This is a genomic window from Paraburkholderia solisilvae, from assembly GCF_902859875.1.
GTDB classification, from domain to species: domain Bacteria; phylum Pseudomonadota; class Gammaproteobacteria; order Burkholderiales; family Burkholderiaceae; genus Paraburkholderia; species Paraburkholderia solisilvae.
In genome coordinates this window covers 60907-76515 of sequence record NZ_CADIKF010000001.1, presented here as the reverse complement: position 1 = coordinate 76515, position 15609 = coordinate 60907, and the positions used below count along the sequence as shown (strand labels likewise).

General features: G+C 61.9%; 17 protein-coding genes. 9 read left to right on the top strand and 8 right to left on the bottom strand.

Features of this window, described 5'->3' with window-relative positions; genetic code table 11:
• Position 1 precedes the first annotated feature (1 nt).
• From HV675_RS00360 to HV675_RS00340, 5 genes are all read right to left on the bottom strand, one after another.
• Positions 2 to 322 carry an acyl carrier protein gene (locus tag HV675_RS00360; protein ID WP_175108751.1) on the bottom strand — a complete coding sequence of 107 codons (321 nt, stop codon included), beginning with the start codon at positions 320 to 322 and terminating at the stop codon, positions 2 to 4.
• Positions 319 to 570: a hypothetical protein gene (locus HV675_RS00355; RefSeq protein WP_175108750.1), complete on the bottom strand. Its 252-nt coding sequence runs from the start codon at positions 568 to 570 to the stop codon at positions 319 to 321. Before HV675_RS00355 ends, HV675_RS00360 begins: the two co-directional genes overlap by 4 nt.
• Positions 571 to 902: 332 nt before the next feature.
• Positions 903 to 1874, bottom strand: a complete 972-nt coding sequence (locus HV675_RS00350; protein ID WP_175108749.1) for an AraC family transcriptional regulator — start codon at positions 1872 to 1874, stop codon at positions 903 to 905.
• A gap of 964 nt (positions 1875 to 2838) precedes the next feature.
• Positions 2839 to 4158 carry a PQQ-dependent sugar dehydrogenase gene (locus tag HV675_RS00345; RefSeq protein WP_175108748.1) on the bottom strand — a complete coding sequence of 440 codons (1320 nt, stop codon included), beginning with the start codon at positions 4156 to 4158 and terminating at the stop codon, positions 2839 to 2841.
• Positions 4151 to 4594: a DUF2231 domain-containing protein gene (locus tag HV675_RS00340; RefSeq protein WP_175108747.1), complete on the bottom strand. Its 444-nt coding sequence runs from the start codon at positions 4592 to 4594 to the stop codon at positions 4151 to 4153. The genes HV675_RS00345 and HV675_RS00340 overlap by 8 nt, the downstream gene beginning before the upstream one ends.
• Before the next feature lie 288 nt (positions 4595 to 4882).
• Here HV675_RS00340 and HV675_RS00335 point away from each other — a divergent pair, with 288 nt between their 5' ends.
• Positions 4883 to 5101 (top strand): hypothetical protein, encoded by a 219-nt coding sequence (locus HV675_RS00335; protein WP_175108746.1) that lies wholly within the window; start codon positions 4883 to 4885, stop codon positions 5099 to 5101.
• A 219-nt stretch (positions 5102 to 5320) separates the two neighbouring features.
• Entirely contained in the window at positions 5321 to 6325 is a 1005-nt protein-coding gene (locus HV675_RS00330; RefSeq protein WP_175108745.1) for an aliphatic sulfonate ABC transporter substrate-binding protein, read from the top strand.
• A 278-nt stretch (positions 6326 to 6603) separates the two neighbouring features.
• Here HV675_RS00330 and HV675_RS00325 read toward each other — a convergent pair whose 3' ends face one another.
• Positions 6604 to 7290 (bottom strand): DJ-1/PfpI family protein, encoded by a 687-nt coding sequence (locus HV675_RS00325; protein ID WP_175108744.1) that lies wholly within the window; start codon positions 7288 to 7290, stop codon positions 6604 to 6606.
• Positions 7291 to 7425: 135 nt separating this feature from the next.
• On the opposite strand from HV675_RS00325, the gene HV675_RS00320 reads away from it, so the two are divergent.
• Entirely contained in the window at positions 7426 to 8400 is a 975-nt protein-coding gene (locus tag HV675_RS00320; protein ID WP_175108743.1) for a GlxA family transcriptional regulator, read from the top strand.
• Positions 8401 to 8483: 83 nt separating this feature from the next.
• Here the strand turns inward: HV675_RS00320 and cysK are convergent, their stop codons facing one another.
• Positions 8484 to 9413, bottom strand: a complete 930-nt coding sequence (gene cysK / locus HV675_RS00315; protein ID WP_175108742.1) for a cysteine synthase A — start codon at positions 9411 to 9413, stop codon at positions 8484 to 8486.
• Positions 9414 to 9657: 244 nt separating this feature from the next.
• Here cysK and HV675_RS00310 point away from each other — a divergent pair, with 244 nt between their 5' ends.
• Positions 9658 to 9810 (top strand): hypothetical protein, encoded by a 153-nt coding sequence (locus HV675_RS00310; RefSeq protein ID WP_175108741.1) that lies wholly within the window; start codon positions 9658 to 9660, stop codon positions 9808 to 9810.
• A 114-nt stretch (positions 9811 to 9924) separates the two neighbouring features.
• On the opposite strand, the gene HV675_RS00305 is transcribed toward HV675_RS00310, so the two are convergent.
• Positions 9925 to 10692, bottom strand: a complete 768-nt coding sequence (locus HV675_RS00305; RefSeq protein ID WP_175108740.1) for a tetratricopeptide repeat protein — start codon at positions 10690 to 10692, stop codon at positions 9925 to 9927.
• A gap of 232 nt (positions 10693 to 10924) precedes the next feature.
• Here HV675_RS00305 and HV675_RS00300 point away from each other — a divergent pair, with 232 nt between their 5' ends.
• The 5 genes from HV675_RS00300 (at position 10925) to HV675_RS00280 (ending at position 15521) form a co-directional block, all read left to right on the top strand.
• Positions 10925 to 11788, top strand: a complete 864-nt coding sequence (locus tag HV675_RS00300) for a DMT family transporter (protein WP_175108739.1) — start codon at positions 10925 to 10927, stop codon at positions 11786 to 11788.
• Positions 11789 to 11943: 155 nt separating this feature from the next.
• Positions 11944 to 12687, top strand: coding sequence for an SDR family oxidoreductase (locus tag HV675_RS00295; RefSeq protein ID WP_175108738.1), 744 nt, complete (start codon positions 11944 to 11946; stop codon positions 12685 to 12687).
• Positions 12688 to 12770: 83 nt separating this feature from the next.
• Complete coding sequence (locus tag HV675_RS00290; RefSeq protein ID WP_246270018.1) at positions 12771 to 13322, top strand: MarR family winged helix-turn-helix transcriptional regulator; 552 nt, start codon at positions 12771 to 12773, stop codon at positions 13320 to 13322.
• 177 nt (positions 13323 to 13499) lie between these two features.
• Positions 13500 to 14363, top strand: a complete 864-nt coding sequence (locus HV675_RS00285; protein WP_175108737.1) for an intradiol ring-cleavage dioxygenase — start codon at positions 13500 to 13502, stop codon at positions 14361 to 14363.
• An 87-nt stretch (positions 14364 to 14450) separates the two neighbouring features.
• Positions 14451 to 15521, top strand: coding sequence for an SDR family oxidoreductase (locus HV675_RS00280; RefSeq protein ID WP_175108736.1), 1071 nt, complete (start codon positions 14451 to 14453; stop codon positions 15519 to 15521).
• The last annotated feature ends 88 nt before the right edge of the window (positions 15522 to 15609 follow it).

Here is a 15609-nt window from a genome sequence, read left to right as displayed (position 1 = left end):
GTCATCGTTGATCCCTCTTCGCATGGGAACGGATGTCCGCTGGCCGCTCGCTGCGGCTTTTCTCAACACTGCCCTTCTCCGGTCTTTGCAGCATCCAGCGAATCGCTTCGCCGACCGAACCCAGCAATTCGACGTCCTCGTTGGGCACCGACATGCCGAAGTGCGCCTCCAGCTCAATCGCGAAATCCATCATGTCCAGCGAGTCGGCGCCGAGGTCTTCCCGAAACGACAGTTCGTCATGCACATCCTCGATGGCCATCCCGAAGTGATGCGCAACCAACGCCCTGATCTTTTCAGCCGTGTCCTGCCTTTGCTTCGTCATTCGTCACGTATCCAATGACACACCAGTCCAAGCCGATCTACCTTGACCCATGTCGCACGCAGGCGCGTGGAGCGCGGCGCCGGGGATTCAACTGCATCTTGCGCGTCAATCGACCTTTCTGCAGCGATATGCGCAGGCGCCCACACCGGTAGCGCAAATGCCAGAAACTCCGCCGGATGCTCTCCACTGCGCCGGTTGACCGACCACGCCCGATCCTCAAATGCGATCGCCGTCGTTCGCTTCTCCATGCTGACCTCCATCTTTGAGTGGGGCCGGGCTGCGTCGACGCCGCCGGCCGCCTACATTTCTTACGAGCTGGAAGCCTTGCCGGATTGCTCAGCACGGGGGCCAGGCAATACACGATTCCGGGCAAGGCGTCGTGTCGCCGGATCGACGATGTTGATCGACCCGACGCAGGGTGCGCTAAGCGAAACGCGTGAAGACGATCGGCGCACTTGAGTCCATAACAAGCGGAATCTCGTGCATATTCCCAATCATTGGAGCGGCTAAATTTCCTGTTTGATTTTTTTGCCGCCAAAAACCAGATGTGTTCTAAAACTGATGCGAAGCGCGTGATGTCTTATGTCGGCGCTTCATCGCCGCTTTCGCGTTCCACGTTCAACCCGGTGGTCGCGACGGCTCTCGGCGAGATGCCGAAGCGGCGCCGGAATGTGCGGCTAAAGTGCGCGGCATTGACAAAGCCGCATCGGTAAGCCACTTCCTTGATGTGCAGCCGGCGTTCGCTTCGTCTTGCCAGCAGTTCAGCGGCCAGTTCGAGCCGGTGACAGAGCACGTAGCGCATCAATGAATAGCCATCCGCACGAAACAGCCGGTGCAGGTGTGCCTCGGATGCCCCGACGGCGGACGCGATCAGGCTCACGCTCAGATCAGCATTCCCGATGTTTTGCGATATGAACCGCTTCGCGCGCAGCAGCGTCGCACTGCTGCTGCGCCGTCGCGCGAGCCCGTAGGGATCGTCGATGATCACGCTGAGGATATCCAGCAGATGCTCCCCTTGCCGCCGGCGCAACTCGAGGCTCGTGCGGCCGCCCTGCTGGCCGACCAGCACGACAGACTCGCTGACGGCGCGCACGTCAGGCTCCGCCATATCGGGCGTAAGCAGTCCAAGCCTTCGTTCGCGAAAGCCGCCGCGGTCCGCCAGAATCTTGCGCGGGACACGGATCACGATTGCCTCGGAATGCCGGTCGAAGCGCTGCAGATGAGGTTCCTCCAGATCGATCAACAGCATGCTTCCCGCGCCCGTGTTATGGGTTTGCCCGGTCATTTCAATCGTGACGCCACCCGATCTGACCACCGCGAGATACACGAACTGCGCGCTGTAACCCGCGTCAGGCGTCAACGACAAACTATCGACTTCGAGCAGCATAAGGCCAAGCGGCCCGAGGCTCCAGTTTCGGACCACTGAGTCTTGCGGCCCATCAGGGCCGAACTCGACGAGCATGCCGTCGACCCGGAACGCGTGTTGATGTCGACGGTCGACGCAAGTGTCATCAGTGCGAGTACCGTTCACATCGAATGGCTCAGTTTCCATGTGCTCCCATGAACATAGGGGAATGCTATCTATCCACGGCTAGCGCGTGGCCACCTGCATGTCAGGGGCACCGATGCATGACCGACGGGGCAGCGGGTAGGGGCATTCGATCCGGATTGAAGCTGCATCACGCTTGAGATCTGTGGCGATGAGTCAAGCGCGCTGCGATGATCAGGCAATTTCGCTGCACGCGTGCAGCGCGACCACACGTGCCGGTATCTCGCACGAGCAACAGATCGGATTGCCGGTCGACCGCGAGAGAAGATGGCGATGCAGTCGACGGCCGAAGACTAGCGGTCACGTACACATGCTGTCAACGCGGAAACCGATGTCCTTAGCTCAAGCCTGACATATCGATACTCGCGGCAAAGAGTTTTAAGAGTGTACGCGCGAAAGCTCATCGTGCCGTGCAGGATGAAGGCTGTTTACGCGTGCGCAGGCGCGCTTTTGACTACGCCACGCGACAATTTGACTATGCATGGCACACCGACAGATTCACGACCGATAAATGCATGATTTTGCACATGTCACGGTGGCTTTCACCTGCATCGGCACCTGTCAGATCGGCTTGCCGGCGTGTTCGCAGTGCAGCGAATCACCTCATCGCGTCTCTACGCGAGGCACGAGATGAATGCGCTTTTGCATCGCCTTCTCAAAGGCAGCACGGGTATAGAGTAGTGGGAAATATTCGCCGTTCAAGCGCATTTGCGTGAGATCGCATCTGCGTGATCGCGATAGTGCGGATTGCCGGATCGCCCTTTCACCGGGCGGAACAGCGGTCTTTGCCGGTCCAGGGTTTCTCTTTGTAGATTCTTGCAAGAAGCGGCTGGCTGCGATGCGCGCAGGCTAATGACAAACGCCCATTACCCCGACATGCATCGCAAGCCTGATCCCGTCAAAGAAGCAGGTTGTCTGCAACCTCAATCGTTATTGATGCCGTCGCAGCAGAAAGAGTGCGCCGCCCCTACTCCCCTTTCCTTGTCACACGCCATACGGCATCGCCTACATCGTCGGCGATGATGAGCGAGCCGTCCTGACCTTGAGCCAGGCCGACCGGCGCGCCATGCAGTCCTTTCTGATCGTCCGTTGCGAAGCCGGTTACCACCGGTTTAGGCGCGCCGACCGGTTTGCCGTTATCGAACGCGACATAGGTGACCTCATAACCGCTTAGCGGTGAACGATCCCAACTGCCATGCTCGCCGATAAAGGCGCCGCCTCGGTACTGCGCGGGCAGATTGTTGCCGGTATAGAACAGCAACCCGAGCGGCGCCACGTGCGAGCCGATTGCGTAATCCGGTTTGATTGCCTTTGCAACCAGATCGGGGCGCTGCGGTTGTGCGCGCGGGTCCACATGCTGGCCGTAGTAACTGTATGGCCAGCCATAGAATGCGCCCTCCTGCACCGAAGTCAGATAGTCGGGGACGAGATCCGCGCCGATTTCGTCGCGTTCGTTCGCGACGGCCCACAGCTGCCCCGTCTTCGGCTCCCACTGCAGTCCGGTCGGATTACGAATTCCGGCCGCATAGATGCGGCTGCCGCCGGTCGCGATATCGACCTCCAGCACATTGGCGCGCCGGTATTCGACGTCGAGCCCGTTTTCGCCGACGTTGCTGTTCGAGCCGACACCGACAAACAGCTTCTTGCCGTCGGGACTCGCAAGCAGTGCCTTGGTCCAGTGGTGGTTGATCGTATCCGGCAGGTCGGTGAGTTCGACGCCTCGCGTCGAAATACGGGTCTCGCCGGACTGATACGGATACTTCAGGATGGCATCGGTATCAGCCACATAAAGCGTGTCGCGGATCAGCTGCATGCCGAATGGCGAATGCAGATGGTCGATAAACACCGTCTTGTCCCATTGCCCGCTGCCATCCTTGCGCTCACGCAGCAAGCTAATGCGATTCGCGCCTTTTGCCTTCTTGCCCGAGCGCTCCTCGACAAGGCCGGCAATCAGCTGCTTCGGTGTGGTCACGGCCTCCTCATTCGGGCCGTTCGATTCAGCGACGAGAATATCGCCGTTAGGCAATGCATAAACCTGGCGAGGATGGACCAGACCCGACGCAATTTTCTCGATCTTCAGTCCATCCGCCACCTTCGGTGTCTCATCGTTCTGCCAGCCGACAAATTTCGGCACCTGCATCGGCGGCGCGAGGAAATTGCGTGCGTGCGGCAAGGGCGGATTGTCTCCGGCCTGCTGCTGCTCATCGTACTGAGCGCGATTGCCGCATCCGCTGACGAGGGCTGCACAGGCTATCGCCAGCGCGCTGATCGAAATGACCTTAGTCATGGGCGACCTCCCGGAAAACAAACTTGTCGAACGCAAGCACGATCTGTCCGAGGCTCAGCAACGCCACGGTAATCACCGAAAGAATGATGTTCTCCGGCACCATCGCGTATGCATCGCGGCTATGCACGAATGCGTTGACGATCGCCGCAATAATGCCTGACAGGTTCAACCAGAATGCGATTCTCTCGATACCGGTGACCGGATAGCGCGACGGCAGCCAGACATGAAACAGGTTGATCAGGCGCGGGATGATCGCGAAAAACAATCCCACTATGACAAGCCACGCGGCGCTTTTTCCCCAGAACACATTGCGCGTGCTTGCGTAAGTGATGTCGAAGATCAACGTGCCGACAAACAGCCCATAGGGGATGGGGTTGAGCAGATCGAAGACGGCCGTCGCGAATCTCGACCGGTATCTCGGGGAGCTTGGGGTCATGGTGAAGTCCTTCCTTGAAGATAAGCCTGAGACAAGCGATGCGGCGCCGATCGCCGGTCCCGCCTCGACTTGATGCTGTCTGCGTGCATCGCATGCCGGGTTCGTGCCGTTATGGCGTCGAGCCCTGGCGGTTCAGCGCTTGCACGTCTTGTGCCTGGAGCATTCATCGAGCCGACATGCACCGCGCAGCGGGAAACGGCGCAAGTTCGACGCGTCGGCCTTTGCATGGAGCCTGGACTGGGCACAGCGTCTGCTGTCCGTCACGCAATACACACGCGAGGAGGAAAAATGAAACGATTCGCCTATATTGCAATCGCCGCAGCCGCATTTGCATTCGGCACCACCGCCTGCAAGAAAGCCCACGACGCCGGTAACGACAGCATGAGCGCAGGCAGTAGCCATATCACCGCGAGTAACGGGCAATCAGGCACGGTGACCGATACCTCGATGGCTAGCGCGCCGGCCGCCGCGGCAAAGGATGGCGCCTCCCCCGGCTCCAGCCAATAAGCGAACGAGCAGGCGAACAGGCTCGCTTCGCGAGCCGCTCATGGCCACGCGACAGGTTGGATGCCGCGGGTTGGATACCGCGTGCGCTTATCTGCGCCAGTTGAATCGATATCTGAATCTGTCGGTTCGCAGTCCGCGCTGCGATTGCTACGATCGCAGATCACCGAGTCATTCCGCATCGTTTGCTCGGCGACAACAAAGACAACCAGGACTCGCGCCATGCCGCATATCACCCGCCGCGCCTTCGGGCGTTTTGCTTTTGTTTCGCTACTGGCCGCGGCGAGCATGCCGGGTTTCGCGCAGACGCCGGCGCAAAACGCCGCGCCGGTCGCGCTGCGAATCGGCTATCAGAAATCGTCGACGCTGATCACACTGCTCAAAGCGCGCGGTTCGCTCGAGAAGGCCTTGGCGCCGCTCAATGTGCGGGTATCGTGGAATGAGTTCGCTAGCGGCCTGCCGTTGACGGAGGCGCTCAACGTCGACGCGGTCGATTTCAGCGCGGATGTCGCCGACACCGTGCCGGTCTTCGCGCAGGCTGCGCATGCGCGCTTCGTGTACGTCGCACAGGAAGCGCCATCGCCGGGCGCGCAGGCCATCATCGTGAAACGCGACAGCGCGCTGCATACGCTTGGCGATCTGAAGGGCAAGCGCATTGCCGTGACCAAGGCAGCGGGCAGCCACTATCTGCTGCTTGCGGCGCTGGCGCGCGCCGGCCTGAAGCCGGCCGACGTGAAAACCAGCTACCTGACGCCGGCCGACGGACGCGCGGCCTTCGAGCGCGGCAGCGTCGATGCGTGGATCACGTGGGATCCGTATGTGGCGTCGGTCGACCGCCATGCGGACGTGCGTATTCTCGCCGACGGTGCGGGGCTCGCGTCCTATCAACGCTATTACCTCGCGTCGCGCGCGTTCGCCGACGCGCATCCGCAAGTCGTCCAGATCGTGTTCGATCAGTTGAAGGAAGCGGGCGACTGGTTGCGCGCGCATCCACAGGATGCGGCAAACACGCTGGCGCCGATCTGGGGGCTGGATGCGTCGACCATCGAGCGGGCCAACGCACGCCGAAGCTATCTCGTGCGGCCGGTGCAAGCGCGCAACTTCACCGAGCAGCAGACCATCGCCGATGCGTTCTATCACAACGGTCTGTTGCCGGCCGATGTCGCGACGAATCAGGCGTTGTATTGGGACTTTGCGGCGAAACAGGCAAGGACGATTGGCGGATGAGGCCGGGCGGCCGCTTCCATCGAATGCCCGTTCGCTGCGCGGCAGCCACGCGCTAACGCGACGCGTAACGCCTGGAGTCAATGCGGCGCGTATCGCTGTTGTACGCGCCGCAGTCGCGCGTATAACTTGTCGTCGTCCGGTGTGCGTCCCGTACGGTCGCTCTCGCAAGAATCACGTCGATCGCGACAACAGGCAAACTGTGAATGCGCCCTCCCCGAATCACGATGCCGATCGATGCCGATCAATGCCGCAGCGGAATCGATCGGCATCGTTTTGCATCAACGCGCCGCGCGTTTGGCGGCAATATCGTCGACGATTCGACGCCGCGTCGCGAGCGTCTGCGCCGAGCGCTGCGTCACCCGCTCCACCACCGCACGCGGCGCCAGATCCGGATCGCCGGCATTGAACGGCGGAGCCGGCGCATATTCGAGCTCGAGCTGAATGGCCTGTGCTTCATCCGGCCCCGCCAGTTCCGCGGCGACCGTCAAGCCGAAATCGATCCCGGCGGTCACGCCGCCGCCCGTGATCAGGTTGCCGTCGCGAACGACCCGCTCCCGCACCGGAATCGCACCGAGCGGTTCGAGCAATGCGTGAAACGCCCAGTGCGTCGTCGCACGCCGCCCCTGAAGCAAACCTGCCGCACCCAGCAGCAACGCGCCCGTACAGACCGACGTGACATAACGCGCGGCGGCGGCCTGTTTCCGAACGAACTCGATCGTTTGCGCATCCTGCAGGAGATCGGTCACGCCGCTGCCGCCGGGCACGCAAATCACATCGAGCGGCGGGCAATCGTCATAGGTGGTGTTGGGTGTCAGCGTCAGTCCATTGCTGGACACCACGGGTTCGAGCGTTTTCCAGATTATCCGCACCGTCGCGTCAGGCAGCGACGCAAGCACTTCATGCGGCCCCGTCAGATCGAGTTGCTGTACGCGCGGAAAGACCAGAAAGCCGATTTGCAGTGCCATTGAAATACCTCATCGAGTGTCGGAAGGTGCACACCCGCGACTGCCATCGCGAAGTGGACAGATCCATTCTAGAGAGGTAGCCTTTGGCAAAATTGCCATTCTCCCCTCGCTTTCCGCCACGCCGCCGTTGTCGCCATGTCACGCGAACCTCGACCGATTCTGTTGCTCGCCTTCCCGGACGTCCAGTTGCTCGACGTCTGCGGCCCCCTCCAGGTCTTTGCATCCGCCAACGAACTCGCCGCGCAACGCGGGTTGGACCCGCCCTACGCGCCCCGCGTGATCGCCGCCGAAAGCGGCCTCGTGACGTCCGCGTCCGGCCTCGCACTGCTCGCCGATTCGATACGGTCCGTGAAAGGACCGATCGATACGCTTCTCATCCCCGGCGGGCGCGGCGTGATCGCGGCGTCGGCGGATACGCGCCTGACACGCTGGACGCAGCGCCAGGTCAAACGGGCCAGGCGCATTGCGTCGGTGTGTTCAGGTGCGTTCCTGCTCGCGGAAGCCGGATTGCTCGACGGGCGGCGCGTGGTGACGCACTGGGCGCGTTGCGACGAACTCGCAACGCGCTATCCGAACCTGCGCGTCGAGACCGATCCGATCTTCGTGCGCGACGGCGATATCTGGACGTCGGCAGGCGTCACTGCCGGAATCGATCTCGCGCTTGCGCTGGTCGAAGAAGACCTCGGTCGCTCGATCGCACTCGATGTCGCACGCGAGCTCGTCGTGTTTGTGAAGCGGCCGGGCGGCCAGTCGCAGTTCAGCACCATGCTGTCGATGCAAAAGGCCGACGACCGCTTCGGTGAATTGCACACGTGGATGGCCGCGCACCTTGCGTCGGATCTTTCAGTGCCGCTGCTGGCGCGGCGCCTGAATATGAGCGAGCGCAGTTTCATGCGTCATTACAAGGCGGAAACGGGCCGCACGCCGGCGCGCGCGGTCGAGCAGTTGCGCGTCGAGGCAGCCCAGCGGCTACTCGGCGAAACCGCGTGGTCGGTCAAGCGGATCGCCACCCGCTGCGGATTCGGCAGTGAAGAAACGATGCGGCGCAGCTTTATCCGGCTATTGCGCGTAGCGCCGCAGACGTATCGGGAGCGGTTTTCGTTTTCTTGACAGGCATGTCATGCATGCGCCAATGAGGTAAGCGTGGTGGGTTGCCGCGTGGCCGCGTCAGCGAAGAACGCCCGTCCGCTCTCTCACGACTGCGCGCCACCCTCGAAAAGACCCGCGCTCGCATAGCGGTCACCCGTATCGGGCAAGATCGCCACAACCGTCTTGCCTGCCATCTCGGGCCGCACCAGTACGGCAAGCGACGCATGAATGGCCGCCCCAGCCGACACCCCCGCACAGATGCCTTCGGTTTTCGCGAGCAACCGTGCGGCTGCAAAAGCATCGTCGTTCGACACGGGAATCACCTCGTCAACCAGCGTCCGGTCGAACAGAGGCGGAACGAATCCGACGCCGATGCCGGGAATGCGGTGCTGCCCCGGCTGTCCGCCGGAAAGCACCGCGGAATCCACCGGTTCGACCGCGACCACGCGAATGCCAGGCCGCCGTTCCTTCAATACGCTCGCGATTCCCATCAGCGTGCCGCTCGTCCCGACTGCCGCGACGAGCACATCGATTTCACCGCCGGTGTCCGACCAGATTTCCTCGGCCGTCGTACGCCGATGCACCGCCGTGTTCGAATGGTTGTTGAACTGATCGAGCAGAATCGCGCCCGGAATCTCCTGCTGCAACTGTCTCGCCAGGTGCACCGCGTCGGCCATCAGAATGCCGGGCGTATGACGCACCTGCGCGCCGAAGTGCCTGAGCAGCGCCGTACGCTCCTCCGACATCACCTCCGGCATCACGACGATCAGGCGATAACCCTTGACGGCCGCCGCAACGGCAAGACCGATGCCGGTGTTGCCGGCGGTTGCTTCGATCAGCGTCGCACCGGGCGCGATGCGGCCCGCCGCTTCGGCGTCCTCGATCAATGCGAGACCGACGCGGTCTTTCACGCTGCCACCCGGATTGCGCATTTCCAGTTTCGCGAGGAGGCGTCCGGGCTGATGCGCGGCCAATCGCGCCATATGGACCAACGGCGTGTGGCCGATCGTGCGCGTGATGTCTTCGTAAATCATGGGAATCCTTTTCCGGATGAGTATTTGCAAGCCGTCGGATAAAGCCTGGCCGCGCGCTCTTTGAACGCGAGCCGAGCTTCAAATTATCAGGTGGCGGGTACAATTGACAGAAACAGATACGGTACGGTTCGACCAATCTGTACTGACTCAGCAAGAGGCACAGATGGTGGGCCGGATCAAAACACCCACCCGCGTCGAGCTGTCCGTGGCGGCAATAAGAGGGCGCGCAGAAAGCGCGCCCGGCGTGAAACTGCCGTCAATCCGACGGCTTGCGGAACTGCAGCGTGTGTCCAACAATTCGGCCGGGCTTGCGCAGCGCGCGGTCGAACACAAGCTGGTGCTTGCGGCGGCCGATGTGTTTAGCGTGTCGCACGGCGAGCCGCTCTATGCGCTTTAACGTCGCGCAATGCGGGTACAGGCAGCGGATTCGATGTGCTCGCGTAGGTGATGCGCGAATAAGGTCCGCGCGCCGTCACCATGCGAAGTCATCGCGCGGCTTGCTCCCGCAGGTTCATCCGTGAGCCGGCATCGAGGCCAGCGCCGCCTGCGCGCGTTGCAGCCATTCGCGATTGTGTTCCCGCGCGTGGCGCGGCCAGTGCCTCGCGTCCTGCACGATATCCGCATAGAGGCCGCGAGCCCGTTCGCGGTCCGCCTCGTTGGCCTGCTGAACGAGCCAGTCGGCGAACAGACAACGCGGAGCCGCGTCGCTCGCGCACTTGAGCGCGACCTCGAAAGCCGCGCGCGTGTCGGCCGTGCCTTGCGCGGCAAGCGCACGCGCATAGAGCAAAGCCGGTTCAGCCTGATTGCGCGTCTGCGGATTGGCATTGAACAGACGCGTCAAGGTCGCACTGGCGGCCGCGGCATTGCCGACCGCAAACTGGGCCTGAGCCAAACCGAGCAGCAGCCCTGGATCGTCCGCGAAGGGACCATTGGCGGCCGCCTGATACTGCTCGAGCGCCTCACCTGCCCGGCCGGCCGCCAATAGCGCCGCGCCGAGGCGCATCCGGTGCTGAACGGTCGGCGCGCGATCGAAATCGGTGCGGGCCTCGCGCAGCGCACGATCGGGATCGACGAGCTGCGCAATCGCCCGCGACGCCGCATACCCGCCGCGCGACTGGCGCAAACTCGGCAACAGCACGGCAAAGAAATAAACCAGGCTGCCGAGCAGCGGAAACACAAAAAGAATAAAAAGCCAGTAAAAATTCTGCCGGGTCTGGACCGCGTGCACCGCGAAACAGATCGCGACGATAATGTGTAAGCCGATTCCGAAATAGGACATAAGGATTGAACTCTCGAGCCCGCAACCTCTGCGTAACAGGCTCATGTGATTTGACCAGCGCCATTCTACTGCGTCGGTATCGGGGATTGCCGCGGACAGGCCGCCGTCCGTCTTCGACATGCATGCTCAGGTTCGAAACCGGGATATCCGCGGCATACCGCTTTGCCATCCTCACGAAACACAGGCATCGCAACCTTGGAAGGCCGGCACACGAGTGCGGTATCCTACGCCGATGCATAAATATGAACGTAACCATACGCTCGGTCTCGCCCAGATTCATATCGCCGTATTGCTAGCAGGCTGTGCGGGCCTGTTTGCCAAACTGCTCAACGTCAGCGCGACGCAATTGACCGCAGGCCGGACCGTCTTTGGCAGTGTGGCCTTGTTGCTATTCGCATGGGCCACCCAAAAAAGCCTCCGGCTGGCAACGCTAAAAGATACGGCCGCGCTCGCAATATCCGGCATGATCCTCGCGCTGCACTGGTACACGTTCTTTCACTCCATTCAAGTCTCGACGGTCGCGATCGGCCTGCTGGCGTTCTCGACGTTTCCGCTATTCACGACGTTTCTCGAACCGCTCGCATTCGGCGAGCGAATCCACCGCCATGACGTCGTCACCGCGCTAATTGTCACCTTCGGCCTCGTGCTCGTGACGCCCAGCCTCGATTTCAGAAATCAGCTGACGCAGGGCGTGCTATGGGGCGTGTTGTCCGCCTTCGCCTATGCTGTCCTCGCATTGCTAAACCGTCTCTATACGGCCAGATATCCGTCGGTGAGCATCTCGTTCTATCAGCAGGCCGTCGCCGCGTTATGCATCCTGCCTTTCGCAATCCAGGCACACAACCCGATTTCCGGAACCGACTGGCTGTATCTGATTGTCCTCGGCGTGGTGTTTACCGCGTTGGGACAGGGACTCGTCGTCGCCAGTCTGAAACATCTGAGCGCGCAGACAACCAGTGTCGTGTTCGGCCTGGAGCCGGTGTATGGCATTGCGCTCGCGTGGCTGCTGATCGGCGAAACGCCTGCGCTTAGAACCGCACTCGGCGGAATACTGATCTGCGGTGCGGTATGCGCAGCGTCGTTCAGACGGCGCTAAAGGCGATGCAAGACGACGCGAGACGACGCCACTTCGCCAGCCCCCTTTGACCACGTCTTGAAGCGACGCTTCATACCGCATCAACAAAAAACCGGATTCCCAGGCGTCGACCCTGAATTAAAGTCGAAGCGCTACTTCAACCCCCAGGTTCAGACATGAATGACATTAAAAGCAAGGTCGTCGTCATTACAGGCGCCAGCAGCGGCCTCGGTGAGGCGACTGCCCGGATGCTTGCCAGACACGGCGCGATTGTCGTGCTCGGTGCACGCCGCGTCTCGCGCATCGAAGCGCTCGCATCGGAAATCGTCGCAGCAGGCGGGCAGGCGCTCGCAGTCGCGACCGATGTGACGAAAGCGGCGCAGGTCCAGCGTCTTGTCGACAGCGCCGTCGAGCATTTCGGCCACGTCGACGCGATCATCAACAACGCCGGCCTGATGCCGCACTCCCCGCTCGAAAGATGCAAGATCGAGGACTGGGACCGTATGATCGATGTCAATATCAAAGGTGTGCTGTACGGCATCGCGGCAGTGCTGCCGCATATGACGCAACGCAAGGCGGGACATGTGATCAACGTGTCGTCGGTTGCGGGGCATAAGGTGCGCCCCGGAAGCACGGTTTATTCCGCGAGCAAACATGCGGTGCGTGTCATTTCCGAGGGCTTGCGTCAGGAGGTCAAGCCGTACGGCATCCGCACCACGGTCATTTCACCGGGCTCCGTGGACACCGAACTGCCGGACAGCGCGACCGAACCCGACGTGCGCGAAACGATCCGCGCGTCTTACGCCTCGCTCGCCATTCCGCCCGATTCGTTCGCGCGAGCCGTGCTTTACGCGATGACGCAACCGGATGACGTCGATATCAACGAGATCCTGTTCCGACCGACGCGTCAGGAGTATTGAGTATTGAGCACCATCGCGTGCTTTGATCGTTTGTACTTCAATGTATCCGCAGTATGTGTGGGAAACATGCGCATACAGATGCCGTGTTTCCCGACAAACACGAGATACATCCCAGCCGCTCAATGGTTCCTCGTACAGGGCAAACGCAACGCGAGGTCGATATGGCGCTGGATGCTCCAGATCACGCACATCATGACGCGCGCCGCCGAATCGCGCGAGACTGCCTGCTCGAATGCGCGCGGCAGATTTCCCGGGTCCTGACCGCAATCTACGATAACGAGTTGCGGCCTTTCGGCATCAACGCCCATCAATTCACGCTGCTCGCGCTACTCATGGAACACGGACCGCTTAGCCGCGCGGACCTCGGGCGACGCAGTCATCATGACCGGCCGATGTTGACAAAAAATGTCGAGCCGCTGGTGTCGCGAGGGTGGGTGCGCGAAGGTTTTCTCGCGGGCGACGGCCGCAGCCGGCCCTTGTCGCTGACGCCGCAAGGCAGCGCGCTGCTTGATCGCGCGGTGAGCTCGTGGTCGATTGCCCAGACGAGGGCGAAGGACCTGCTCGGCGAAGCTGGCGTCAATGCGCTGATAAACGCGACCGGCGAATCGTTCTGCCCCGGCGCCTCGACTTCCTGAGCGCCACCTTCCTTCGGGCCGAAAAAGCGCGGTGCCGAACGTACCCGATCGGGCGCCGGCGTTCCCTTCCCCGCCTCTCTCCCCGGCGCACACACCGCTCCGGACGGCGATGCCGGGTCCACTGCCAGCCAGCGATGAAGCGACTATCATCGCTGAAAAGGCATTTGGACCCGAACCATGCGGAATCTCGACGAGAACACGATCACGGATGCGGTGCTGGCCCGTCTCGCGCAGGCAACCGACGAACGGCTGAAGGAAATCGTCACAAGCCTCGTGCGGCACCTGCACGCGTTTGCGCGCGAAACCCATTTGACCGAAGCAGAATGGGAGGCGGGAATACGCTTTCTCACCGAAGTCGGCCACATTACCGACGAGAAGCGCCAGGAGTTCATTCTGCTGTCGGATACGCTCGGACTGTCGACGCTCGTCACCGCGATGAACCATCGCAAGCCGGCAGGCTGCACCGAAGCGACCGTGTTTGGGCCATTCTTCGTCGACAACGCGCCGGTCTATAACAACGGCGACGACGTCGCCAACGGCGCGCAAGGCGAACCTTGCTTCGTGTCAGGTGTCGTGCGCGGCCTCGAAGGCGAACCGGTGAGCGGCGCGCGCATCGAAGTCTGGCAAGCGGATGAGGCGGGCTTTTACGACGTGCAATACGACAACAACGACACGCATCGTGCACGAGGCGTGCTGCACAGCTTGCCGGATGGACGCTACCACTTCCGCTCGATCGTCGGGGTGCCGTACCCTATTCCGCATGACGGCCCGGTCGGCAGCATGCTCGACGCGCTCGGCCGGCATCCGTGGCGGCCCGCCCATCTGCATTTCATGATTACCGCGCCCGGTTACGAACGGCTCGTCACGCACGTGTTTCGCGAAGACGATCGCTACCTCGACTCCGATGCCGTATTCGGCGTGCGTTCGTCGCTGATCGCACCATGGCGCCAGCACGCAAGCGGCACAGCACCCGACGGCACGCACATGACTACGCCGTTCGCCACGCTCGAGTTCGATTTCGTGCTGAACCGGGCTTCGTGATGTCATCCGGTCCAAAACCATAGCGCCGCGAGCGCATCGTAACGGACGCTTCTCCCAGCAACAGGCATTCAGCAAATCTGGCTTCTCATGGAAAAAAAGGCACTCATCATCGGCGCGACGGGCATTGTCGGCGGCAATCTCGCGCAACATCTGCTGTCCCGCGGCGACTGGCACGTAACCGGCCTCTCGCGCGGCCGCAACGCAATGCAAAGCGGCGTCGCCTCCGTCGCGGCCGACCTGACGTCGCAGGCATCGGTCGCCGACGCGTTGAAGGGACGCGATTTCAGTCATGTGTTCTTTACCGCCTGGGCGCGACAGGCAACGGAGCGCGAAAACATTCGCGTCAACGGTGCGATGGTGCAGCACGTGCTGGAGGCCCTCGGACCGACCGGCAACCTGCAACATACGGCGCTGGTGACGGGCCTCAAGCACTATCTCGGGCCCTTCGAAGCCTATGGGCAGGGCAACGTTCCGGTCACGCCGTTCCGCGAGGAACAGGGCCGCCAGCCGGTCGACAACTTCTACTATGAACAGGAAGACCGCCTGTTCGAAGCGGCCGGGCGGTATGGCTTCGGCTGGAGCGTGCATCGTCCGCATACGATCATCGGCTTCGCTTTGGGCAACGCGATGAATATGGGCATGACGCTTGCCGTGTATGCGACGCTTTGCAAGGAAACGCGGCAACCGTTCGTGTTCCCCGGTTCCCCCGCTCAATGGGACAGCCTGACGGATATGACCGACGCGCGACTGCTTGCGCGGCATCTGGAATGGGCGGCTACCTCGCCGAACGCACGCAACGAAGACTTCAATGTCGTGAACGGCGACGTGTTCCGGTGGAAATGGATGTGGTCGCGCATCGCGCAGTATTTCGGCATCGAGCCCGCGCCGTTCGACGGACAAACCCGTCCGCTCGAAAGCCGCATGCAGCACGCCGGCAAGCCATGGGCGGAGATCGCCGCGCGTCACCAGCTGAAGGAGGCCGAGATCGGCAAGCTGGTGTCGTGGTGGCATACGGACGCCGACCTTGGCCGGCCGATGGAAGTGTTGACGGACATGACCAAGAGCCGCAAGGCAGGCTTTCTCGACTATCAGAGCACGCCGGACGCGTTTTTCGATCTGTTCGACCGGCTCAAGGCGGAACGGATCATTCCGGCATAAACACGTCCTCAACCAGGGCTGTCGCCACGAGACCGCTGCGCCGGCGGCCGGCACAGCACGACGGCGCAGCCCTGCTCCTTCAAGCGAA